Source organism: Klebsiella sp. D-Nf1 (assembly GCF_002810515.1).
In the GTDB taxonomy this organism is placed as follows: Bacteria; Pseudomonadota; Gammaproteobacteria; order Enterobacterales; family Enterobacteriaceae; genus Klebsiella; species Klebsiella variicola.
This window is the reverse complement of sequence record NZ_PIOK01000013.1, coordinates 62532-86124: the sequence shown is the minus strand read 5'-3', so window position 1 is coordinate 86124 and position 23593 is coordinate 62532. Positions and strand designations below refer to the sequence as shown.

The window sequence follows — 23593 nt, the reverse complement described above, 5'->3', positions numbered from 1 at the left end:
GCCGGGGTGACAACCGGTGGTAATAAAGCGAAGAAATTCGGTGGAGCGGTAGTTCAGTCGGTTAGAATACCTGCCTGTCACGCAGGGGGTCGCGGGTTCGAGTCCCGTCCGTTCCGCCACTTATTAAAATTAAGCCTGCTATATTAGCGGGCTTAATAGCGAGAAAGATTTAGGGGCGTAGCTCAGTTGGTAGAGCACCGGTCTCCAAAACCGGGTGTCGCGAGTTCGAGTCTCTCCGCCCCTGCCATATATAATCCTTTGCTTCGGCAAAGGATTTTTTTTTGTTTGTCATTTCGTCCATTCCTCTGCCTTCCCCCGTTTTGGTCACTCCATCCATGGAGTCAGATCTTTATTCCAGTATGCTGCTTTTCAGGATCTCGCGAATATGCGCTTGTTTATCGCTATTTTGTAGCCAAATGGCATACAGAGGACGTGAGAGTGTCGCGCTATCGGTCACCGTATGTAGACCGCTTTTCTGCTGCGCCCAACTGACGGGTAACCAGGTACAGCCATTCAAGGTACTGAGTTGCTGATAGGCCAGTTCCGCGGAGCTCGTTGTCAACAGTGGCACATCATCGCTACCAATCAGCCCCACTTCGTTTTGCTGAAAATCCGGCCCCCATTCCAGACGCAGGTAGTTCAAATCATTCTTATTTTTCCCTGGGGCGGCACAATAGAGCGCCAGGGTGAAATTACCCAGCAACTGGCAGCTTAATTCATCCATCTTCGGTGATTCAGTTGTGATCAAGAGATCGAGCTGGCGTTCATGCAACTGTTTAACTAATGACTGACGTTGGGCGATCCGCGCCTCGAATTGCAGGTTATAGGGATCTTTGTAGAGAGTCCCCAGCCAGCCGTTCAGCAGACATTCCCAAAGCGACGCGCTGGCACCGATGGAGAATTCGTTATGTCGCGAAGAGTGAGCGACCTCCTTGCGCGCGGCCTGCCAGGTGTTCATCAATGTTTCGGCGTAGGGCAGGAGCTTTTCTCCGGCGGTCGTCAGACGAATGTTATTACGATGGCGGGTGAACAGGTTCACGCCAAGTTGATTCTCCAGCTGACGAATACGAAAGCTGACCGCTGACTGCGTCAGGTAAAGTGCCTCTGCTGCCCGCCCAAAGTGACGAGTTCTGCTCACTTCCAGGAAAGTCTTGAGCAATTCCGTATCCACACCGTTCTCCACAAAATTATTTGTCGTCATGATTTAAATGTTTTGTTTGACGCTCTGTCAAGCGTAACTAATACTCCGCGCCATAAATAGCTCGGCCAAAGAATCAGGAGCGTGTAGGATGGCGGAAAGCTTTACGACGACTAATCGTTTTTTCGACAATAAAAATTATCCACGCGGGTTCTCCCGTCATGGTGATTTCACCATCAAAGAGGCGCAACTGCTGGAACGTCATGGTTATGCCTTTAATGAACTGGAACTGGGTAAACGCGAACCTGTTACCGATGATGAAAAACAATTTGTCTCGGTGTGCCGTGGTGAACGTGAGCCGGTAACGGAAGCAGAACGCGTATGGATTAAGTATATGGCACGCATCAAGCGGCCGAAGCGTTTCCATACTCTTTCCGGCGGCAAACCGCAGATGGAAGGCGCTGACGATTACACCGAAAGCGATGACTAAGAAAAGGGCGTAAGCCCTTTTTTTACGCCATCATTTTCTGCAGATGGCTAAGCATCCGATCTATTGCCCGATAGCTAAGCGCCTCCTGCAAATGGTGGCGTTCAATCTCTTCAGCCTCTGCCAGATCGGCAATGGTTCTTGCCACTTTTAACAGACGCTGCCAGGCCCGTATAGAAAGCCCCAGGTGAGTTAGCGTCTGTTCCAGCCAGACAGCATCATCCTGCCGCAAGTGGCAGCAGCTCTTCATTTCACGATTCTCAAGATGCGCATTCAGCTTATTTTGCCTGAGCATTTGACGTTCACGCGCCGCCAGCACACGCTGACGGACTGTCGCACTCGATTCTTCACCTCGTATGCCCTGGCTCAGTATCCCCGGCGGTGGCAGCGGGATCTCTAAGGAGAGATCGAAGCGGTCGAGAAAAGGGCCAGACAGGCGCCCAAGGTAGCGCAATGTCTGCTCAGGCGACGCGCGATTATGTTTGCCCTGATAATGCCCGGTCGGGCTTGGGTTCATTGCTGCGATAAGCTGAAAGCGCGCCGGATAGTCAATTTTGGCGCGCGATCGCGATATGTGGATCTTGCCTGACTCAATGGGCTCACGTAGCGCATCCAGCACCCGCCGCTCAAACTCCGGTAGCTCATCAAGAAATAGCACGCCATTATGGGCCAGTGAAATCTCGCCTGGGGCAGGTATTGAGCCCCCGCCCACCATCGCTGCCAGCGAGGCGCTATGGTGAGGGGCGCGGAACGGCCTCTGACGCCACCGGGTCTTTGCGGTGTGGAGGTTGACCAGACTTTGAATGGCCGTGCTCTCCAGCGCTTCCTGATTGCTTAATGGTGGCAAAAGGCCGGGGAGCCGGCTGGCAAGCATGGTTTTGCCGGTGCCTGGTGGGCCAATCAGGAGCAGGTTGTGGCCACCGGCCGCCACAATCTCCAGCGCCCGTTTGCCCTGTTGCTGGCCGATAACATCTCGCAGATCTTCGCAGCGTTCATCAACGGCGGGCACTTCGGCGAGAGGCGGTGAAAGCGATGCTTGCCCCGCGAGAAACGCGCACACCTGCTGCAGATGGTCGGCGACCAGGCAATCGCTGCCGCCGATCAGACCCACCTCAGCCGCATTGTCAGAGGAGACGACAATGCGCCGGCCGGCTTTAATGGCTTCCATTGCGCTGGGGATCGCCCCAGGAACGCCGCGTAAGCCGCCTGTAAGGGCGAGTTCGCCCACAAACTCATATTGATTCAATCGGGTGGTGTTGAGCTGCTCTGAGGCGACGAGAAGCGCGAGAGCGATGGGAAGGTCGTATCGTCCACCCTCTTTAGGCAGATCCGCGGGTGCCAGGTTAATGGTTATTTTCTTCGCAGGGAAAGCGTAGCCGCTATTGATCAAGGCGCTGCGTACCCGGTCGCGGGCCTCTTTCACGGTGGTCTCCGGTAGTCCGACCATGGTCAAGCCAGGCAGACCGCTGCTGAGATGAACCTCGATAGTAATCAATGGCGCTTCGATACCGAGCGCCGCGCGTGTGTAAACGATGGCGAGCGACATAAAACCTCCTGGACAGAGACGGATTATGACGAGCCTGCCGTGAAACGGCAGCGGCAATAACACGAAGTTAGAAGCAGAAATCCATTATTTTAACGCCATCTCGTTACATTTAGCCGAAAATGGAAACGTGATCGAAAAACGTGGTGCATCCGAAACAGAGATTGGCGCTGAGCGTACAGCGTGAAAGAAAACTGAATTTTTTTCATTTCTGATTTTCTTCATATAAAACAATTATTTTTCCTGAAACTGTTAGGCTGCTCAGAAACGGAAATATAAAAAAATCTTGTGTTTTATGTGATGTCTGTGGTACCTCTTTAGGTATTCCTTCGAACAAGAAGCCAGAAAGTACAGAAAATGACAGCCCTTCTACGAGTGATTAGCCTGGTCGTGATTAGCGTGGTGGTGATTATTATCCCACCGTGCGGGGCTGCACTTGGACGAGGAAAGGCTTAAGAATCAAGCCTTAACGAACTAAGACCCCCGCACCGAAAGGTCCGGGGGTTTTTTTATAACTGAAATAACCTAAGCGAGGAGCAGATGATGACTTTTAGCATAAAATTCTGTTTCTCCCGATTTATGACGGGGAACTAACTATGAATGGTGCGCAGTGGGTGGTACATGCTTTGCGGACACAGGGAGTCGACACAGTTTTTGGCTATCCGGGTGGCGCAATTATGCCGGTTTACGATGCACTGTATGACGGCGGCGTGGAGCACCTGCTGTGTCGGCATGAGCAAGGGGCAGCCATGGCGGCCATTGGCTATGCGCGAGCGACCGGGAAAACCGGGGTGTGCATAGCGACGTCCGGCCCGGGCGCGACCAACCTGATCACTGGCCTGGCGGACGCCCTGCTTGATTCCATCCCCATTGTCGCTATCACCGGCCAGGTGGCCGCTCCCTTCATCGGCACGGATGCGTTCCAGGAAGTAGACGTTCTCGGTTTGTCACTGGCCTGTACTAAGCACAGTTTCCTCGTGCAGTCTCTGGATGAGCTGCCGCGGGTTATCGCTGAAGCTTTCCAGGTGGCAAACTCAGGCCGTCCGGGCCCGGTGCTGGTTGATATCCCTAAAGATATTCAGATGGCGCAGGGCGACCTTGATCCTCATTTCTCTACCGTCGACGATGAGATGGCGTTCCCGCAGGCGGAGGTTGCTCAGGCTCTGCAGATGCTGGCTCAGTCACAGAAACCGATGCTGTATGTTGGCGGTGGGGTGGGTATGGCGCAGGCGGTACCGGCTTTGCGTGAATTCCTGGCGGTGACCCGAATGCCGGCAACCTGCACGCTGAAAGGGTTGGGCGTGGTGGCCGCAGATTATCCGTATTATCTCGGTATGCTGGGCATGCACGGCACTAAGGCGGCCAACATGGCGGTACAGGAGTGCGATCTGCTGATCGCTGTCGGCGCGCGCTTTGACGACCGTGTGACCGGTAAGCTCAATACCTTCGCTCCGCATGCCAAAGTGATCCACATGGACATCGATCCGGCTGAACTGAACAAGCTGCGTCAGGCGCACATCGGTCTGACCGGCGAGCTGAACCGCTTGCTGCCGGCGCTGCAGCAGCCGTTAGCTATCGATGCCTGGCGCGAGCATAATGCCGCACTGCGTACCGAGCACGCCTGGCGTTACGATCATCCCGGCGAGGCGATCTACGCGCCGCTGCTGCTGAAGCAGCTTTCCGACCGTAAGCCGGCGGACAGCGTTGTGACAACCGACGTTGGCCAGCACCAGATGTGGTCGGCTCAACATATGACCTATACCCGCCCGGAAAACTTTATCACCTCCAGCGGCTTAGGCACGATGGGCTTTGGCCTGCCGGCCGCTGTTGGCGCCCAGGTGGCGCGCCCGGATGATACGGTGATCTGTATCTCCGGTGACGGTTCCTTCATGATGAACGTGCAGGAGCTGGGCACCGTCAAACGCAAGCAGTTACCGTTGAAGATCGTGTTACTCGACAACCAGCGGTTAGGGATGGTTCGACAATGGCAGCAGCTGTTTTTCCAGGAACGTTATAGCGAAACCACTCTGACTGATAACCCTGATTTCCTCACGCTGGCCAGCGCCTTCGGTATTCCTGGCCAACACATCACCCGTAAAGACCAGGTTGAAGCGGCACTCGACACCATGCTTTCGAGCCAGGGGCCATACCTGCTTCATGTCTCAATCGACGAACTTGAGAATGTCTGGCCGTTGGTGCCGCCCGGCGCCAGTAATGCAGAAATGCTGGAGAAATTATCATGAAGCAACATCAGGTCGCTTTGCAGGCGCGTTTCAATCCGGAAACCTTAGAGCGCGTGCTGCGCGTGGTCCGCCACCGTGGTTTTCAAATCTGCTCAATGAACATGGAAACCGCGCCAGATGCGCAAAATATAAATATCGAATTGACCGTTGCCAGCCCGCGGCCCGTCGAATTACTGTTTAGCCAATTAAGTAAACTGGTCGACGTTGCCTGCGTCGAGATCCAGCAACCCACATCACAACAAATCCGCGCCTGAGCGCAGAGGAATAAAAAAAATGACGACGAAGAAAGCTGATTACATTTGGTTCAATGGCGAGATGACCCCATGGGGCGAGGCGAAAGTGCACGTCATGTCCCATGCGTTGCACTACGGTACTTCGGTATTCGAAGGCATCCGCTGCTACGACTCGCACAAAGGCCCGGTGGTGTTCCGTCATCGCGAACATATGCAGCGTCTGCATGACTCAGCCAAAATTTATCGTTTCCCGGTCTCGCAGAGTGTTGATGAGCTGATGGAAGCCTGCCGCGAAGTTATCCGTACCAATAAACTGACCAGCGCTTATATTCGTCCGCTGGTGTTTGTTGGCGATGTTGGCATGGGCGTTAACCCGCCGGACGGTTACAAAACCGACGTTATCATCGCGGCGTTCCCGTGGGGCGCCTACCTCGGCGCAGAAGCGCTGGAGCAGGGGATCGATGCGATGGTTTCTTCCTGGAACCGCGCGGCGCCGAACACCATCCCAACCGCGGCGAAAGCGGGCGGCAACTATCTCTCCTCTCTGCTGGTCGGCAGCGAAGCGCGTCGTCACGGTTATCAGGAAGGTATCGCGCTGGATGTTAACGGCTATATCTCCGAAGGTGCAGGCGAAAACCTGTTTGAGGTAAAAGATGGCGCGCTGTTTACTCCGCCGTTCACCTCGTCCGCGCTGCCGGGCATTACCCGCGACGCCATTATCAAACTGGCGAAAGATCTTGGCATCGAAGTGCGCGAGCAGGTGCTGTCCCGTGAGTCGCTGTACCTCGCGGATGAAGTGTTCATGTCCGGCACCGCGGCAGAAATCACCCCGGTACGCAGCGTTGACGGCATCCAGGTCGGCGCAGGTCGCCGCGGGCCGGTGACCAAACGCATTCAGGAAGCCTTCTTTGGCCTCTTCACCGGTGAAACAGAAGATAAATGGGGCTGGTTGGATCCGGTAAGTAAGTAATTAAAAATGGGACGGCACGCACCGTCCCATTTAATAAACAGAGATGGGAGTAAAAAGAGCATGCCTAAGTACCGTTCCGCCACCACCACACATGGCCGCAACATGGCGGGCGCCCGCGCGTTGTGGCGCGCAACCGGAATGACCGATGCCGATTTCGGCAAACCGATTATCGCCGTCGTCAACTCCTTTACCCAGTTTGTCCCCGGGCACGTGCACCTGCGCGATCTCGGCAAACTGGTTGCCGAGCAGATTGAAGCGGCAGGCGGTGTCGCCAAAGAATTTAACACCATCGCGGTGGATGATGGCATCGCCATGGGCCACGGGGGTATGCTCTATTCACTGCCATCCCGTGAGCTGATCGCCGACTCGGTCGAGTACATGGTTAATGCCCACTGCGCCGATGCCATGGTCTGTATCTCCAACTGCGACAAAATCACCCCGGGGATGCTGATGGCCTCTCTGCGCCTGAACATTCCGGTAATCTTTGTTTCCGGCGGCCCAATGGAAGCCGGGAAGACCAAGCTGTCAGATAAAATCATCAAGCTCGACCTGGTGGATGCAATGATCCAGGGGGCGGATCCGAAAGTGTCCGACGAACAGAGTAACCAGGTGGAACGTTCCGCTTGTCCGACCTGCGGCTCCTGTTCCGGGATGTTCACAGCGAACTCCATGAACTGCCTGACCGAAGCGCTGGGCCTGTCACAGCCGGGTAACGGCTCTCTGCTGGCGACCCACGCCGATCGTAAGGAGCTGTTCCTGAACGCCGGTAAACGTATCGTAGAGCTGACCAAACGCTACTACGAGCAGGATGATGCTTCCGCCCTGCCGCGCAATATCGCCAGCAAGGCGGCATTTGAAAACGCCATGACCCTCGATATCGCGATGGGCGGTTCAACCAACACCGTTCTGCACCTGCTGGCGGCGGCGCAGGAAGCCGAAATCGACTTCACCATGAGCGATATCGATAAGCTCTCCCGCAAGGTTCCGCAGTTGTGTAAAGTGGCGCCGAGTACACAGAAATACCACATGGAAGACGTGCACCGCGCTGGTGGCGTGCTGGGCATTCTGGGCGAACTGGACCGCGCCGGTTTACTCAACCGCGATGTCAAAAACGTCCTTGGCCTGACGCTGCCGCAGACCCTGGAACAGTACGATGTGATGGTGACCCAGGACGACGCGGTGAAAAAAATGTTCCGCGCCGGCCCGGCGGGGATCCGTACCACCCAGGCGTTCTCGCAGGATTGCCGCTGGGATACCCTGGATGACGATCGCGCCGAGGGATGTATCCGTTCTCTGGAACATGCCTACAGTAAAGACGGCGGACTGGCAGTGCTGTACGGTAACTTTGCCGAAAACGGCTGTATCGTGAAAACCGCTGGCGTGGACGATAGCATCCTGAAATTTACCGGCCCGGCGAAAGTTTATGAAAGCCAGGACGAAGCGGTTGATGCCATCCTCGGCGGTAAAGTGGTGGCAGGCGACGTCGTGGTTATCCGCTATGAAGGGCCGAAAGGCGGGCCGGGGATGCAGGAGATGCTCTATCCGACCACCTTCCTGAAGTCTATGGGGCTTGGTAAAGCGTGCGCGCTGATCACCGATGGTCGTTTCTCCGGCGGCACCTCCGGGCTTTCCATCGGCCACGTATCGCCGGAAGCGGCGAGCGGCGGCAACATTGCGATTATCGAAGATGGCGACATGATTGCTATCGATATCCCGAACCGCGGTATCCAGCTGCAGCTGAGCGATGCAGAAATCGCCGCCCGTCGCGAAGCACAGGAAGCGCGTGGCGATAAGGCGTGGACGCCGAAAGACCGCGAGCGCCAGGTCTCCTTTGCGCTGCGCGCTTATGCCAGCCTCGCGACCAGCGCCGACAAAGGCGCGGTACGCGATAAATCAAAACTGGGTGGCTAATTATGGCGGACTCACAACCCCTGTCCGGTGCCCCTGAGGGCGCCGAATACCTGAGAGCAGTGCTGCGCGCGCCGGTTTATGAAGCGGTGCAGAAAACGCCGCTGCAAAAAATGGACAAGCTCTCTTCGCGGCTGGATAACGTTATTCTGGTCAAACGCGAAGATCGCCAGCCGGTACACAGCTTTAAGCTGCGCGGCGCCTACGCGATGATGTCCAGCCTGACGGCGGAACAGAAATCGAATGGGGTGATCACGGCGTCTGCAGGCAACCATGCGCAGGGAGTGGCTTTCTCAGCCTCCCGGCTTGGGGTTAAGGCGCTGATCGTGATGCCGGTGGCGACCGCGGATATTAAAGTCGATGCCGTTCGCGGCTTTGGCGGCGAAGTGCTGTTGCATGGCGCCAACTTTGACGAAGCGAAAGCCCGGGCGATTGAACTGGCGCAGCAGCAGGGCTTTACCTGGGTGCCGCCGTTCGATCACCCGATGGTGATCGCCGGTCAGGGAACCTTGGCGCTGGAGCTGCTGCAGCAGGATGCCCACATCGATCGTGTGTTCGTTCCGGTGGGCGGCGGCGGTCTGGCGGCGGGCGTGGCGGTGCTGATCAAGCAGCTGATGCCGCAGATTAAAGTGATAGCGGTAGAAGCGGAAGACTCGGCATGTCTGAAAGCGGCGCTGGATGCCGGTCATCCGGTGGATCTGCCGCGCGTCGGTTTGTTTGCTGAAGGCGTGGCGGTCAAACGCATCGGCGATGAAACCTTCCGTTTGTGCCAGGAGTATCTGGACGACATCATCACCGTCGACAGCGACGCTATTTGCGCGGCGATGAAAGATCTGTTCGAAGATGTGCGGGCGGTGGCGGAGCCTTCCGGCGCGCTGGCGCTGGCGGGGATGAAGAAATATGTCGCCCAGCACAATATTCGCGGCGAGCGACTGGCTCATATCCTGTCCGGTGCCAATGTTAACTTCCACGGCCTGCGCTACGTGTCTGAGCGCTGCGAGCTTGGGGAACAACGCGAAGCGCTGCTGGCGGTGACGATCCCGGAAGAGAAGGGCAGCTTTCTGAAGTTTTGCCAGCTGCTGGGCGGGCGCTCGGTGACGGAGTTCAACTACCGCTTTGCCGATGCCAAAGACGCCTGTATTTTTGTCGGGGTGCGCCTGAGTCGCGGGCTGGAGGAGCGGAAAGAGATCCTCCAGTTACTGAACGATGGCGGCTACAGCGTCGTTGACCTTTCCGATGACGAAATGGCCAAGCTCCATGTGCGCTATATGGTCGGCGGCCGGCCGTCCAAAGCGCTGCAGGAGCGGCTGTTCAGCTTCGAGTTCCCTGAATCGCCGGGGGCGCTGCTGAAGTTCCTGCACACCCTTGGCACCCACTGGAATATTTCGCTGTTCCACTACCGTAGCCACGGCACCGACTATGGTCGGGTGTTAGCGGCCTTCGAGCTGGGCGAGCACGAGCCGGACTTTGAAACCCGTCTTAACGAGCTGGGCTATGAGTGCCACGACGAAACCCATAACCCGGCGTTCCGCTTTTTTCTCGCGGGCTAGTGGTTAGGCAGGATTTTCCAGAAAGCATCAATAAGCGGCTCATGCAGCCGCTTTTTTTGTGCGCAAACGCCCAGCTCAAACGGGGTTTGCTCATCGCTGCGCTCCAGAATCATCACCCGGTTGCGTACTGGTTCCGGGCTGTTTTCCAGTACCACCTCCGGTAGCAGCGCCACGCCGCAGCCGAGGGCGACCATCGACACCATCGCTTCGTGGCCCCCGACGGTGGCGTAGATCGACGGGTTGCTGATTTTATGCCGTCGAAACCACAGCTCGATACGCCGACGTACCGGCCCCTGGTCAGCCATGATAAACGGCACTGTCGACCAGTCCGGACGCTCAACGGTCACCTGGTTACGCACCGGGCAGGGAAGGGCCGGGGCAATTAACACCACGGCGAGGTTCTCCAGCATTGAAAACGCCACCGATCCCGGCAGAGTTTCTGGTTTACCGGCAATCGCCAGGTCGGCTTCGCCGGTGACGACTTTCTCCATGGCGTCAGCGGCGTCGCCGGTCGAGAGCTTGATCTCCACCGAAGGATGCGCAGCGCGAAAGCGATCGAGGATCGGCGGCAGATGGCTATAAGCGGCGGTCACGGAGCAGAAAATATGTAGCTCGCCGGAGAGCGACGGTCCCTGCTGGTCGATGGCGTGACGCAGTTGCTGATACTGCAGTAAAGTCTGCTGGGCAAAGGTGCGAAGTTCTTCGCCAGCCTCGGTTAGGGTCACGGTGCGATTATCGCGAACGAACAGCGGCTGGCCGAGGTCCTCTTCGAGGCGTTGAATCTGTCGCGAAAGCGTCGAGGGACTAACGTGCATGGCCCGCGCGCTGCGGCCAAAATGGCGGCTTTCCGCCAGATGCAGAAAGGTTTTCAGATCGCGTAAATCCACGGCGCGTACTCCCCGATTTTGTATTTCATAAATTGCAACGTGACGTTGTGAATATATCAATTTCCGCAATAAAATTCCTGTCATATAGTAAGTTCATTCTCGCAAAAGCGAACCGAACAATAAGCACGACAACACAACATCACGAGGTATCACCATGGCTAACTACTTCAACACACTGAATCTGCGCCAGCAGCTGGCACAGCTGGGCAAATGCCGCTTTATGGGGCGCGATGAATTTGCCGATGGCGCAAGCTATCTTCAGGGTAAAAAAGTAGTCATCGTCGGCTGTGGCGCGCAGGGCCTGAACCAGGGTCTGAACATGCGTGATTCCGGCCTGGATATCTCCTATGCGTTGCGTAAAGAAGCGATTGCCGAGAAGCGCGCTTCCTGGCGTAAAGCGACCGAAAACGGCTTCAAAGTCGGTACCTATGAAGAGCTGATCCCGCAGGCCGACCTGGTAGTTAACCTGACGCCGGACAAACAGCACTCTGACGTTGTGCGTTCCGTACAACCGCTGATGAAAGACGGCGCGGCGCTGGGTTACTCCCACGGCTTCAACATCGTTGAAGTGGGCGAGCAGATCCGCAAAGACATCACCGTGGTGATGGTGGCGCCGAAGTGCCCGGGTACCGAAGTTCGTGAAGAGTACAAACGCGGTTTCGGCGTGCCGACGCTCATCGCCGTCCACCCGGAAAACGATCCGAAAGGCGAAGGCATGGCCATTGCCAAAGCCTGGGCAGCGGCGACCGGCGGCCATCGCGCGGGTGTTCTGGAATCCTCCTTCGTGGCGGAAGTGAAATCTGACCTGATGGGTGAGCAGACCATCCTTTGCGGCATGCTGCAGGCGGGTTCGCTGCTGTGCTTCGACAAGCTGGTGGCGGAAGGTACCGACCCGGCGTATGCGGAAAAACTGATTCAGTTCGGCTGGGAAACCATCACCGAAGCGCTGAAACAAGGCGGCATCACGCTGATGATGGATCGCCTGTCTAATCCGGCGAAACTGCGCGCTTATGCGCTGTCCGAACAGCTGAAAGAGATCATGGCGCCGCTGTTCCAGAAACACATGGATGACATCATCTCCGGCGAATTCTCCTCCGGTATGATGGCGGACTGGGCGAACGATGATAAGAAACTGCTGACCTGGCGTGAAGAGACCGGCAAAACCGCCTTCGAAACCGCCCCGCAGTATGAAGGCAAAATCGGCGAGCAGGAGTACTTCGATAAAGGCGTTCTGATGATCGCGATGGTGAAAGCGGGCGTTGAGCTGGCGTTCGAAACCATGGTTGATTCCGGCATTATCGAAGAGTCCGCTTACTATGAATCACTGCACGAGCTGCCGCTGATCGCGAACACTATCGCCCGTAAGCGTCTGTATGAAATGAACGTGGTTATCTCTGATACCGCTGAGTACGGTAACTACCTGTTCTCTTACGCTTGCGTACCGCTGCTGAAAGAGTTCATGACTACCCTGCAGACCGGCGACCTGGGCAAAGCGATTGCTGAAGGCGCGGTAGATAACGCTCAGCTGCGTGACGTGAACGAAGCGATTCGTAACCACGCTATCGAAGCGGTAGGTAAGAAACTGCGCGGTTATATGACCGATATGAAACGTATCGCGGTAGCCGGCTAATTCCTCGTCGTCTTTCGACTTGCCGATGTGTTGGCTACGGTACGTACACCCCAGTCACATAGGAATCTATGTTCCTGGGGATGTACTTCCTTGCCGCCTTCCGGCAAGCCGAAATCCATAGAGGAATGGATTTGTTTAGTCGGCCTGATAAGCGAAGCGCCATCAGGCAAAAACCCGGAGATTAAGGTCCCCGGGTTTTTTTATTATTTCCGGTACAGCACTTTGATGATGTGGTAACCGAACTGAGTATGCAGCGGGCCGGTCGGCTCCAGCTCAGGGCAGGAGAAGACCACTTTATCGAATGCCGGCACCATCTGGCCCTGACGGAATTCACCCAGATCGCCGCCGCGTTTGCCTGACGGACAAATGGAGTGTTTCTTTGCCAGCTTGCCGAAATCGGCACCGTTTTTAAGCTGCTCGAGCAGATCGAGCGCCAGTTTCTCTTCTTTTACCAGGATGTGCAGTGCTGCCGCGGTTTTAGCCATGATTGCGCCTTGATTGAGTTGGGATAAATCAGGGCGCCATAGTAGCACGCGTTACCGGCGATACAGCACCTTGATGATATGGTAGCCAAATTTGGTTTTCACCGGGCCATAGGGTTTGAGCAGCGGACAGCTGAAAACGGCTTGATCAAACGGGCCGACCATCGTCCCCTGCGGGAATTCGCCTAAATCACCGCCATGACGTCCGGACGGACACTTTGAGTAGCGCTTCGCCAGATGATCGAAGCTGATGCCCCGTTCCAGTTTGGCGAGGATCTCGTGCGCCAGTTTCTCTTCTTTAACCAGAATATGCAGGGCCGCTGCGCTTTTTGCCATAACCGGAGCCTCAGGATGAATTGCGTGGCTGACACTTTACCATCAGCCGGTAAATCTCGGCCTCGCTTTCTGCTACAATCCACACCCCGTTCGAAGATTGAGCAATATTCCCATGCGTTTAAACCCTGGCCAACAACAAGCCGTCGAATTCGTTACCGGACCGTGCCTGGTGCTGGCGGGCGCCGGTTCCGGTAAGACCCGCGTTATTACGAATAAAATCGCCCACCTGATCCGCGGCTGCGGTTATCAGGCGCGCCATATCGCGGCCGTCACCTTCACCAACAAGGCCGCGCGCGAAATGAAAGAGCGCGTCGGGCAAACGCTGGGGCGCAAAGAGGCGCGCGGGCTGATGATCTCCACCTTCCACACCCTGGGCCTGGATATCATCAAACGTGAATACGCCGCGCTGGGAATGAAATCTAACTTTTCCTTGTTCGATGATACTGACCAGGTCGCGCTGCTGAAAGAGCTCACCGAAGGGTTGATCGAAGATGACAAAGTGGTGTTGCAGCAGCTGATCTCGACGATCTCCAACTGGAAAAACGATCTGAAAACCCCGGCGCAGGCGGCGGCTGGTGCGAAAGGCGAAAGGGACCGCATCTTCGCGCACTGCTATGGGCTGTACGATGCCCATATGAAGGCCTGCAACGTCCTCGATTTTGACGATCTGATCCTGTTGCCGACGCTGCTGCTGCAGCGTAATGAAGAGGTGCGCGAACGCTGGCAGAACAAGATCCGTTACCTGCTGGTGGATGAGTATCAGGATACCAACACCAGCCAGTATGAACTGGTGAAGCTGCTGGTGGGACAGCGCGCGCGTTTTACCGTGGTGGGTGACGATGACCAGTCGATCTACTCGTGGCGCGGCGCGCGACCGCAGAACCTGGTGCTGCTCAGCCAGGATTTCCCGGCGCTGCAGGTGATCAAGCTAGAACAGAACTACCGCTCCTCCGGGCGTATTCTGAAAGCCGCTAACATTTTGATCGCTAATAATCCGCACGTTTTTGAAAAGCGGCTGTTTTCAGAACTGGGCTACGGTACCGAGCTGAAAGTACTCTCCGCCAACAATGAAGATCATGAAGCGGAGCGCGTGGCCGGGGAACTGATCGCCCACCACTTTATTAATAAAACCAACTACAAAGACTACGCGATCCTTTACCGCGGCAACCACCAGTCGCGGGTCTTTGAAAAGATGCTGATGCAGAACCGCATCCCATACAAAATCTCCGGCGGCACCTCGTTCTTCTCGCGTCCGGAAATTAAAGACCTGCTGGCCTATCTGCGCGTACTGACCAATCCGGATGACGACAGCGCCTTCCTGCGCATCGTTAATACGCCGAAGCGCGAGATTGGTCCGGCGACATTGCAAAAGCTGGGTGAGTGGGCGATGAGCCGCAATAAAGGCTTATTCACCGCCAGCTTTGACATGGGGTTAAGCCAGACGCTGACCGGGCGCGGGTACGAATCCCTCACGCGCTTTACCCACTGGCTGCGGGAAATTCAGCAACTGACCGAACGCGAGCCCGTTGCCGCCGTTCGTGATTTGATTCGTGGGATTGATTATGAATCCTGGCTGTATGAAACCTCGCCCAGCCCGAAAGCCGCGGAAATGCGGATGAAAAACGTCAACCAGCTGTTTACCTGGATGACCGAGATGCTGGAAGGTAGCGAAATCGATGAGCCGATGACCCTGACGCAGGTGGTCACCCGCTTTACCCTGCGCGATATGATGGAACGTGGCGAATCGGATGAAGAGCTCGATCAGGTGCAGCTGATGACCCTCCATGCCTCAAAAGGGCTGGAGTTCCCGTATGTTTACCTGGTGGGAATGGAAGAGGGATTGCTGCCGCACCAGAGCAGCATCGATGAAGATAACGTCGATGAAGAACGGCGGCTGGCTTACGTCGGCATCACGCGCGCGCAAAAAGAGCTGACCTTTACGTTGTGCAAGGAACGCCGGCAGTATGGTGAGCTGGTGCGCCCGGAGCCAAGCCGTTTCCTGCTCGAGCTCCCGCAGGACGATCTGATATGGGAGCAGGAGCGAAAAGTCATCTCTGCGGAAGAACGTATGCATAAAGGCCAGGCCAACGTCGCGAATATTAAAGCGATGCTGGCGAAGGCGAAAAAAGGCTAACGCCTCAGGCGACAAACTGCTGCCAGGCGGCGGAGAAGGGCATTACCAGCAGCAGTGAGGGCAGCATATTGGCGGTGGGGAAGGCGCGGATCCCGCACAGACGAAAACCAGTCGCCAGCATAATGATGCCGCCGCAGGCGGTGAAGTCGGCGATCATCGCCGGATTGATCAGCGCCATGATAAAGGTTGCCGCGAAAAACAGGATAATGAAGACAATCAGCTGGGGAATAAAGATCACGGTGATGATATACCCCAGCGTAGAGGCGAAAATCGCGGCAGTGAAAAAGTCGAGTATCGACTTGGTCAGCAGAATGGTCGGGTCGCCGGTCATCCCTTCGGTTAAAGCACCGAAGATCCCGGTGCCGCTGGCGCAGAACAGGATCAGCACGGCGATGAACTGATTCATAAAATCTTCCGCACTCACGCTGGTGCTAGCTTGCGCCGGGAAAATGCGCTCAATGGGAGTGCGTAGCGTTGTCCCGGCCCGCTCAATCCATTTTTCAATATTCAGCAGGCCGCCGATAATCGTGCCGACAATAATGGCCAGGGCAATGGGTGGCAGATTGTGCAATTTATTGACAAAGAAGATACCCATGCTGATGGAGATCAGACCGGCAATTAGCGGCAAGGTTTTCTTGAAGTGTTCCGGAATAAAGCGATTTAGCGAGGCGCCAGCCAGCGCACCGACGAGAAGCGAGCCGCTACAGACAAATATACCTATTGCCATCATTTATTCTCCCTAATAAAAATAGGGCCTGAATATTCAGGCCCTGAAATCTGTCTTTAATATTATTTAATGTTAAAGACGCGGCTGGCATTGCCCCAGGCAATTTTATCTTTCAGCTCCGACTCCATTTCTAACGGATCAAACCAGTCACAGGCCTGATGAATATCTTCATATGGATAATCGACGGAGAACATCACGCGATCCGCACCCATCACTTCAATGGCATTATTCAGCGAGTGAGTATTAAAATGACCGCTGGTGGTGACGATGAAATTATTCTGCAGGTAGTGCATTAACGGTTTTTCCGCTTTACCCAGACCGCAGCCGAAACGCTGACGATAGAGGCGGTGCTGAGTACGCGGCAGCATATGAACCAGCCCTTCGCCGAGGTGACCCAGCACCAGATTGAGATTAGGATAACGATCGAACAAACCACTCATCATCAGACGGATAGCATGAACCGCCGTTTCCTGCGCAAAGCCCCACGCGGAGCCGATCAGGCTTTCGTAACCGGTGTAGATACCGCGCGCCGGCCCTTCCAGCGGTTCGCGAGGATGCAGGTACACCGGCACGTTCAGCTCGTTGACCTTATCCCAGAAAACCAGCATCGATTCGTCATCAAGATACAGGCCATGCTCGCTATCTTTAACGTTGGTATAGCCGTTGATCAGCGCGCCTTTCATGCCTAATTTCTTCACGGCGCGCTCCAGCTCTTCCGCCGCGGCTTCCGGGTTTTGCAAGGCCAGGGTGGCGAAAGCGCTAAATTTATCCGGATTTGGCTTCACATAATTCTCAACGATAAAATCGTTAGTATCACGAGCAAAAGAGACGGCTTTGCCTTTGTCTAAAATAGATTGAGCACCAGGTGAGGTCAGGGAAAGAATGACATGGTCAATATTACGCTGCGCCATTTCTTCCAGCTGAATGCTGCGATCCAGCAGGCGGCGCTCAACGTCTTTCATATATTCGCTACCGTTACGGTTAGCTTCGCCGGTTGAATCCCACAGACGGTTATTTTCAGGTGTGGAGACGTGTTCTTCTAAAGCGATTTTTCCGCGCATGATGTGTTCCTTACTATATTAGTCGGTGTGACTTGATGCGAGGAGAATAAAAGCTTTCACGTATTGACAGCAATAAACCAAACGTAATACAGGTTATCAATAAAACCAATACAGCGGGATATTTTGCAGCTTAAATCTTAATAGAGTCATTCTGCTGAGCGGGATCGGCAAGCGTGGCGATCAGCGTGCGTAGCCAGATATGCCCGGGATCGCGGTGCAGCCGCTGATGCCAGACCTGACGGATGGCGATCCCCGCAAGGGGAAAAGGCAGCGGCCAGCTGCGGCAGGGATAGCGTCGGGTGATATGCCGCGCCACCTGTTCCGGGACGACGGCAATCATGTCGCTTTCGGCCACCAGCTCGCCGGTACCTAAAAAGCTCGGTAGCGTGAGCGCGATCCGCCGGGGCATACTGTGCTCATCAAGCAGCTTATCCATATCGCCGTGGGCAGTACCCACTACGCGGATCGCCAGATGTTTTTCCTGCCGCCAGTCTTCGGCACGGAGCTGGGTTCGAATGCGCGGGTGATTTTCCGCCGCCAGACAGACATACGATTGATCGAAGAGATGCTGCTGGTAGACGCTTTCCGGAAGCTGCGTCAGATAGCCTATCGCTAAATCACACTTCCCGGATTCGAGAGCGCTGAGCGTCTGCTCATCCAGATTCTGCACTGTAAAAGTGATCCCATCCGCTGACTGCTGCTGGAGCGCAATTTGCAGCAAAGGCAACAGCGTCATTTGACTGATATCGGTCATACCGATCGTAAAGTTTCGCTGGCTCTGCTGGGGAAGAAACTCAGGTTTGATGGACAAATCGTTATCGGCAAGCTGGAGAAGGGTAAATATAGTCGGGGCGATCGCGTCCGCTCGCGGCGTCGGTATCATCCGCTGTCCTACCCGGACAAACAGCGGGTCAGCAAAATGGTCACGCAGTTTTTTTAGCAGCAGACTACCCGTGGGCTGGCTGATATTCAGCGCGTCTGCCGCCGGCGAAACATTGCCTAACCGGTAGAGTGCGGAGAAAAAGCGTAGCGATTTGAAATCCAGTTCTTCCCGCATCCGCCCTCCTGGCTGGATATTATCTTGGCGTATCGCCGCTGGTGACCCGTAGCGTCCAGTGGACGTAGCTTTGCCACTGACACTCCTGATCGACCATTTCCCGGCCCAGCGGATGTTCAGCCAGCCAGTTTTCCGGCAGCGTCAGCGTCAACTGGTCGTCGTGAGCAGCCAACTGAATCGCCGGCAACAAATCGTCGCGCCGTCGGCTGGCAAACAGGATCGCCAGTCGCAGCAGGCGACACAAATGTTCGGCCACTCGCGGCGGGACTGCGTTTTGCTGATGAAGTGAAGACAGGTCGATGGCGTTGGTCTGATTCAGCAGCAGCGTGGCAATCAACTTCTTCTGCGCTGGGGTAAAGCCGGGCAGGTCGAGGTTATTGACCAGATAGGCCGCGTGCTGCGGCGCGCGCTTGAAATCCACACTCAGCCCAATTTCATGCAGCGAGCAGGCGCTGAGAAGTAAATCGCGACTCAGCGGATCCAGCTCCCAGCTGCCATCCAGCTGACTGAGCAGATGGCTGGCCAGACTGGCGACACGCTGGGCCTGCTCGGTGTCGATCATAAAACGGCGCTGAATATTGCGCAGGGTGCGGCTGCGAATGTCCTGTTCGACAGAGAGATGTAGCATGCCGTACACCAGACCTTCACGTAACGCGCCGCCCGCCAGGGTCATACACTGAATATTCAGTTCGCTGAAGATGGCGATAAGGATCGCGAGTCCGCTCGGAAACACCAGCGCCCGCTCAAGGGTTAAGCCTTCGATCTCCAGCTCTTCCAGACGTCCGCACTGGATAGCGCGCTGTTTAAGCTGCTGGAGTTTGGCGAGAGTGATTCGTTCATCCATCCCCTGCGCCATCATAATTTCCTGTAGAGCCTGCACGGTACCGGAGGCGCCGACGCACACTTTCCATCCGTGATAACGCAGCACATCGGCGACCGGCAATAACACCTCACGCGCGGCCGCTTCGGCGAGATCGAAATTCTCTTTCGTCAGGCTACGGTCGGCGAAATAGCGTTCAAGCCAGGTCACACAGCCCATCGAGAGGCTGAACAGCGAGGTCGTTTGCGCGCCGGTGCCAGTCACCAGCTCGGTGCTGGCGCCGCCGATATCGACTACCAGACGCTGATCGGCGCCGCCGGTGGTGTGGGCGACACCCTGGTAAATCAGACGCGCTTCTTCTTCGCCACTGATCACCTGCACTGGCGTGCCGAGGATCTCCTGTGCTTTCGCCAGAAACTCCCCCGCATTGACGGCAAGACGCAGCGTGGCGGTGGCCACGACGCGGATTTGCGTCGGCGGAATATCCTGCAGGCGTTCGGCAAACAGGCGTAAGCACTGCCAGCCGCGCTCCATCGCTTCTGCGGAGAGCGTGTTATCACTATTCAGGCCGGCGGCCAGACGAACCTTACGCTTAATACGGCTCAGCGTCTGGATGCTGCCCGCCACCTCGCGCACCACCAACATATGGAAACTGTTGGAGCCCAAATCAATGGCGGCATATAGCGAGGTGGAGCTCATACTCTTCATCGTTCAGAATGCTCCCTGGTCGGCGGGGCACTTGTGCCCGATCCACATCACTGAGCAGGTTGCCAGGGGAAGGTTGCCCTGGCCGATTCTGAATGATTGAGCGTATGACATAGATTTCTTAACCTGAACGACGACGATTGCGCGGTGGGCCGTTGCGGCGTGGGCCGTTGCCTGGCCGCGCACGGGTCAGGCGCAGCGGCTTAGGCAGGTCGGTCATCAGCGCGTCCGGGTTGTACTTACTGACCGGAATCGAGTGACCAATATAGGTTTCGATAGCCGGCAGATTCAGCGCATACTCTTCACAGGCGAGGCTGATGGAGTTGCCGCTGGCGCCAGCGCGCCCGGTACGACCGATGCGGTGAACGTAATCTTCGCAGTCATCCGGTAGATCGTAGTTAAAGACGTGGGTCACGGCCGGAATATGTAAGCCGCGAGCAGCGACGTCAGTTGCGACCAGAATATCGAGATCGCCACGAGTAAATTCGTCGAGAATACGCAGGCGTTTTTTCTGCGCTACGTCGCCGGTCAGCAGACCTACGCGATGACCGTCAGCGGCGAGATGACCCCAGATATCTTCACAACGGTGCTTGGTGTTGGCGAAGATGATGGCGCGATCGGGCCACTCTTCTTCCAGAAGCGTCTGCAGCAGGCGCATTTTTTCTTCGTTGGAAGGGTAGAACAACTCTTCTTTAATACGGTGGCCCGTTTTCTGTTCCGGCTCCACTTCGACATATTCGGCGTTGTTCATCTGCTCGAACGCCAGTTCGCGAACGCGATAAGAAAGGGTCGCGGAGAACAGCATGTTCAGGCGCTGCGTCGCCGGTGGCATACGACGGAACAGCCAGCGGATATCTTTAATAAAGCCGAGATCGTACATGCGATCGGCTTCGTCCAGCACGACGACCTGAATGGCGCTGAGGTTAATGTAGTTCTGTTTCGCGTAATCGATCAGACGACCGGTGGTACCGATCAGAATATCGACACCGCTTTCCAGCACTTTCAGCTGTTTATCGTAGCCGTCGCCGCCGTAAGCCAGACCCAGCTTCAGACCCGTGGCCTGCGCCAGCGGTTCAGCATCCGCGTGGATCTGTACCGCCAGTTCACGCGTCGGCGCCATAATCAGCGCGCGCGGTTGGTTAACCTGGCGATCGGCGATAGCCGGGTGAGAGAGAAGATAATGAAACGTTGACGTCAGGAACGCCATCGTTTTACCGGTACCGGTTTGCGCCTGCCCGGCGACATCGCGGCCTTCCAGCGTCAGCGGAAGGGCGAGGGCCTGAATGGGTGTGCAATTATGAAACCCTTTCTTTTCAAGGGCTTCAATGACTGCCGGGTGCAGGGCGAAGTCGGAAAACTTCTGTTCTGTTAAATGTGTTTTGCTCATAGTGTGGTAGAATATCAGCTAACTATTGCATTAAGAAAGCGTATCCGGTGAAATAACGTCAACCTTTCGTTGGCGGTGTACGAAATTATTCAAGGTACGTCTACGGTAACTGAACGAATCCAGGATAGCTTAGACTACTAAGCGAGTCGGGAGCGATAAATCTGCAGCATGCAGTTCGCGTTCGGGTGACCCTGGCGTCAAAGGGCGGGTCCATGATGGATCGCGCCAGTTGGCAGCTCAGAGAATTGAGGTATCCTGAAGAATAGCGTGCATAACGTGGCCGCAGCACGTCGTTGATGGCTACGACACCAACACACCAGGCTTATTCCTGTGGAGTTAAATATGAGCGATAAAATTATTCACCTGACTGACGACAGTTTTGACACGGACGTACTCAAGGCTGACGGGCTGACCCTCGTCGATTTCTGGGCAGAGTGGTGTGGTCCGTGCAAAATGATCGCCCCGATTCTGGATGAGATCGCTGAAGAGTATCAGGGCAAACTGACCGTAGCTAAGCTGAACATCGACCAGAACCCGGGCACCGCGCCGAAATACGGCATTCGCGGTATCCCAACCCTGCTGCTGTTCAAAAACGGCGAAGTGGCGGCCACTAAAGTTGGCGCACTGTCCAAGGGTCAGCTGAAAGAGTTCCTCGACGCCAACCTGGCGTAAGCGAATTGCTGGTCCGGCGTCCAGATTCCTATTTTTTGCGGAACTCTGGACGCCCGGCTGGAGTCGTGCTAAGTTAACTCACAGACTTCGTTTTAAACATACCTATTGTTTGAATCTTGTTTTACCCAAAGCGTCCCGCAGACGATGCGCGTGAGGCTAATAATTCCGGGCTTATCACTCATTCCGTCTTGTCGTTTCAGTTCTGCGTTCTTTCCTGTGACCAGGCAACGTACAGACACGAGATGAAGCCGCTAACAGGCATGGATGTTCCTGCCATACCATTCACAACATTAAGTTCGAGATTTACCCCGAGTTTAAGAACCCACACCACTATGAATCTTACCGAATTAAAGAATACGCCGGTTTCTGAGCTGATTACTCTCGGCGAAAATATGGGGCTGGAAAACCTGGCTCGTATGCGTAAGCAGGATATTATTTTTGCCATCCTCAAGCAGCATTCGAAGAGTGGCGAAGATATCTTTGGCGACGGCGTACTGGAGATACTGCAGGATGGATTTGGATTCCTCCGCTCCGCAGACAGCTCCTACCTCGCCGGCCCTGACGACATCTACGTATCCCCCAGCCAAATCCGCCGTTTCAACCTTCGCACTGGTGACACCATTTCCGGTAAGATTCGTCCTCCGAAAGAGGGTGAGCGTTACTTTGCACTGTTGAAAGTTAACGAAGTTAACTACGACAAGCCGGAAAACGCGCGTAACAAGATCCTGTTCGAGAACTTAACGCCGCTGCACGCGAATTCTCGCTTGCGTATGGAACGTGGTAACGGTTCTACCGAAGACTTAACCGCTCGCGTACTGGATCTGGCCTCCCCGATTGGCCGCGGCCAGCGTGGTCTGATCGTCGCGCCGCCGAAAGCCGGTAAAACCATGCTGCTGCAGAACATCGCGCAGAGCATCGCTTACAACCACCCGGACTGCGTGCTGATGGTGCTGCTGATCGACGAACGTCCGGAAGAAGTGACCGAGATGCAGCGTCTGGTGAAAGGTGAAGTGGTTGCTTCCACCTTTGACGAGCCGGCATCCCGCCACGTCCAGGTCGCAGAGATGGTGATCGAGAAAGCGAAACGTCTGGTTGAACACAAGAAAGACGTTATCATCCTGCTCGACTCCATTACCCGTCTGGCGCGTGCCTACAACACCGTGGTACCGGCTTCCGGTAAAGTCCTGACTGGTGGTGTGGACGCCAACGCCCTGCATCGTCCGAAGCGTTTCTTCGGTGCGGCACGTAACGTCGAAGAGGGCGGTAGCCTGACCATCATCGCTACGGCGCTGATCGACACCGGTTCCAAAATGGACGAAGTTATCTACGAAGAGTTTAAAGGCACCGGTAACATGGAGCTGCACCTCTCTCGTAAGATTGCCGAAAAACGCGTCTTCCCGGCTATCGATTACAACCGTTCCGGTACTCGTAAAGAAGAGCTGCTCACCACTCAGGAAGAGCTGCAGAAAATGTGGATCCTGCGCAAAATTATTCATCCGATGGGTGAGATCGACGCGATGGAATTCCTCATTAACAAGCTGGCGATGACCAAGACGAATGATGACTTCTTCGATATGATGAAGCGCTCGTAAGGTAAAAAAAGCCAAAAACGCCACGCCTTTG

Annotated in this window: 23 protein-coding genes and 2 tRNA genes; 15 read left to right on the top strand and 10 right to left on the bottom strand. The window is 55.6% G+C overall.

Features of this window, described 5'->3' with window-relative positions; genetic code table 11:
- Positions 1–42 precede the first annotated feature (42 nt).
- Positions 43–119: transfer RNA gene (locus tag CWM54_RS26935), tRNA-Asp, on the top strand.
- 52 nt (positions 120–171) lie between these two features.
- Positions 172–247 (top strand) — tRNA-Trp (locus tag CWM54_RS26930).
- 102 nt (positions 248–349) lie between these two features.
- Here CWM54_RS26930 and hdfR read toward each other — a convergent pair.
- The gene (gene hdfR, locus CWM54_RS26925; RefSeq protein ID WP_061156219.1) at positions 350–1171 is read right to left on the bottom strand and encodes an HTH-type transcriptional regulator HdfR; all 822 of its coding nucleotides are present in this window, start codon (positions 1169–1171) and stop codon (positions 350–352) included.
- A 118-nt stretch (positions 1172–1289) separates the two neighbouring features.
- On the opposite strand from hdfR, the gene CWM54_RS26920 reads away from it, so the two are divergent.
- A complete protein-coding gene (locus CWM54_RS26920) occupies positions 1290–1628 on the top strand; it encodes a DUF413 domain-containing protein (protein WP_004886877.1) in 339 nt (112 codons plus the stop codon).
- Between the two features lie 22 nt (positions 1629–1650).
- Here the strand turns inward: CWM54_RS26920 and CWM54_RS26915 are convergent, their stop codons facing one another.
- Positions 1651–3171, bottom strand: a complete 1521-nt coding sequence (locus CWM54_RS26915; RefSeq protein WP_100699132.1) for a YifB family Mg chelatase-like AAA ATPase — start codon at positions 3169–3171, stop codon at positions 1651–1653.
- 354 nt (positions 3172–3525) lie between these two features.
- On the opposite strand from CWM54_RS26915, the gene ilvL reads away from it, so the two are divergent.
- The 7 genes from ilvL to ilvA all read left to right on the top strand — a co-directional run bounded on the left by ilvL (position 3526) and on the right by ilvA (position 10072).
- A complete protein-coding gene (gene ilvL, locus CWM54_RS26910; RefSeq protein ID WP_001311244.1) occupies positions 3526–3624 on the top strand; it encodes an ilv operon leader peptide in 99 nt (32 codons plus the stop codon).
- A gap of 84 nt (positions 3625–3708) precedes the next feature.
- The gene (gene ilvX, locus CWM54_RS29575; protein WP_201281575.1) at positions 3709–3762 is read left to right on the top strand and encodes a peptide IlvX; all 54 of its coding nucleotides are present in this window, start codon (positions 3709–3711) and stop codon (positions 3760–3762) included.
- Positions 3763–3764: 2 nt separating this feature from the next.
- On the top strand, positions 3765–5411 hold the full coding sequence (gene ilvG, locus CWM54_RS26905; RefSeq protein ID WP_100699130.1) for an acetolactate synthase 2 catalytic subunit: 1647 nt from the start codon (positions 3765–3767) through the stop codon (positions 5409–5411).
- The gene (gene ilvM, locus CWM54_RS26900; protein WP_032736936.1) at positions 5408–5665 is read left to right on the top strand and encodes an acetolactate synthase 2 small subunit; all 258 of its coding nucleotides are present in this window, start codon (positions 5408–5410) and stop codon (positions 5663–5665) included. The genes ilvG and ilvM overlap by 4 nt, the downstream gene beginning before the upstream one ends.
- A 19-nt stretch (positions 5666–5684) precedes the next feature.
- Complete coding sequence (locus CWM54_RS26895; RefSeq protein ID WP_100699128.1) at positions 5685–6614, top strand: branched-chain amino acid transaminase; 930 nt, start codon at positions 5685–5687, stop codon at positions 6612–6614.
- A gap of 60 nt (positions 6615–6674) precedes the next feature.
- Positions 6675–8525 (top strand): dihydroxy-acid dehydratase, encoded by a 1851-nt coding sequence (gene ilvD, locus CWM54_RS26890; RefSeq protein ID WP_100699126.1) that lies wholly within the window; start codon positions 6675–6677, stop codon positions 8523–8525.
- A 2-nt stretch (positions 8526–8527) separates the two neighbouring features.
- Positions 8528–10072: a threonine ammonia-lyase, biosynthetic gene (gene ilvA / locus CWM54_RS26885; protein ID WP_061156215.1), complete on the top strand. Its 1545-nt coding sequence runs from the start codon at positions 8528–8530 to the stop codon at positions 10070–10072.
- On the opposite strand, the gene ilvY is transcribed toward ilvA, so the two are convergent.
- The gene (gene ilvY / locus CWM54_RS26880; protein ID WP_012543253.1) at positions 10069–10959 is read right to left on the bottom strand and encodes an HTH-type transcriptional activator IlvY; all 891 of its coding nucleotides are present in this window, start codon (positions 10957–10959) and stop codon (positions 10069–10071) included. The two genes, ilvA and ilvY, sit on opposite strands and share 4 nt — an antisense overlap.
- A gap of 154 nt (positions 10960–11113) precedes the next feature.
- On the opposite strand from ilvY, the gene ilvC reads away from it, so the two are divergent.
- Positions 11114–12589 carry a ketol-acid reductoisomerase gene (gene ilvC, locus CWM54_RS26875; protein WP_061156214.1) on the top strand — a complete coding sequence of 492 codons (1476 nt, stop codon included), beginning with the start codon at positions 11114–11116 and terminating at the stop codon, positions 12587–12589.
- Between the two features lie 203 nt (positions 12590–12792).
- Here ilvC and ppiC (CWM54_RS26870) read toward each other — a convergent pair whose 3' ends face one another.
- Both ppiC (CWM54_RS26870) and ppiC (CWM54_RS26865) read right to left on the bottom strand, forming a co-directional pair.
- Positions 12793–13074, bottom strand: coding sequence for a peptidylprolyl isomerase PpiC (gene ppiC, locus CWM54_RS26870; RefSeq protein WP_002883180.1), 282 nt, complete (start codon positions 13072–13074; stop codon positions 12793–12795).
- 51 nt (positions 13075–13125) lie between these two features.
- Positions 13126–13407 (bottom strand): peptidylprolyl isomerase PpiC, encoded by a 282-nt coding sequence (ppiC, locus tag CWM54_RS26865; protein ID WP_008807974.1) that lies wholly within the window; start codon positions 13405–13407, stop codon positions 13126–13128.
- Positions 13408–13519: 112 nt separating this feature from the next.
- Between ppiC (CWM54_RS26865) and rep the strand changes: the two genes are divergently transcribed.
- Positions 13520–15541, top strand: coding sequence for a DNA helicase Rep (rep, locus tag CWM54_RS26860; protein WP_012543251.1), 2022 nt, complete (start codon positions 13520–13522; stop codon positions 15539–15541).
- A gap of 4 nt (positions 15542–15545) precedes the next feature.
- Here the strand turns inward: rep and CWM54_RS26855 are convergent, their stop codons facing one another.
- From CWM54_RS26855 to rhlB, 5 genes are all read right to left on the bottom strand, one after another.
- Positions 15546–16268, bottom strand: a complete 723-nt coding sequence (locus tag CWM54_RS26855) for a DUF554 domain-containing protein (RefSeq protein WP_061156212.1) — start codon at positions 16266–16268, stop codon at positions 15546–15548.
- A 62-nt stretch (positions 16269–16330) separates the two neighbouring features.
- The gene (locus CWM54_RS26850; RefSeq protein WP_100699124.1) at positions 16331–17329 is read right to left on the bottom strand and encodes an amidohydrolase family protein; all 999 of its coding nucleotides are present in this window, start codon (positions 17327–17329) and stop codon (positions 16331–16333) included.
- Positions 17330–17459: 130 nt separating this feature from the next.
- Positions 17460–18386, bottom strand: coding sequence for a LysR family transcriptional regulator (locus CWM54_RS26845; protein WP_100699122.1), 927 nt, complete (start codon positions 18384–18386; stop codon positions 17460–17462).
- A gap of 19 nt (positions 18387–18405) precedes the next feature.
- Positions 18406–19914, bottom strand: a complete 1509-nt coding sequence (gene gppA, locus CWM54_RS26840; RefSeq protein WP_165785978.1) for a guanosine-5'-triphosphate,3'-diphosphate diphosphatase — start codon at positions 19912–19914, stop codon at positions 18406–18408.
- 118 nt (positions 19915–20032) lie between these two features.
- On the bottom strand, positions 20033–21298 hold the full coding sequence (rhlB, locus tag CWM54_RS26830) for an ATP-dependent RNA helicase RhlB (RefSeq protein WP_074387418.1): 1266 nt from the start codon (positions 21296–21298) through the stop codon (positions 20033–20035).
- A 342-nt stretch (positions 21299–21640) separates the two neighbouring features.
- On the opposite strand from rhlB, the gene trxA reads away from it, so the two are divergent.
- The 3 genes from trxA (at position 21641) to rho (ending at position 23562) form a co-directional block, all read left to right on the top strand.
- On the top strand, positions 21641–21970 hold the full coding sequence (trxA, locus tag CWM54_RS26825) for a thioredoxin TrxA (protein WP_002883224.1): 330 nt from the start codon (positions 21641–21643) through the stop codon (positions 21968–21970).
- A gap of 144 nt (positions 21971–22114) precedes the next feature.
- A complete protein-coding gene (locus tag CWM54_RS29570; protein WP_049245627.1) occupies positions 22115–22216 on the top strand; it encodes a rho operon leader peptide in 102 nt (33 codons plus the stop codon).
- Between the two features lie 86 nt (positions 22217–22302).
- Complete coding sequence (rho, locus tag CWM54_RS26815; protein ID WP_002883293.1) at positions 22303–23562, top strand: transcription termination factor Rho; 1260 nt, start codon at positions 22303–22305, stop codon at positions 23560–23562.
- Positions 23563–23593: the final 31 nt, after the last annotated feature.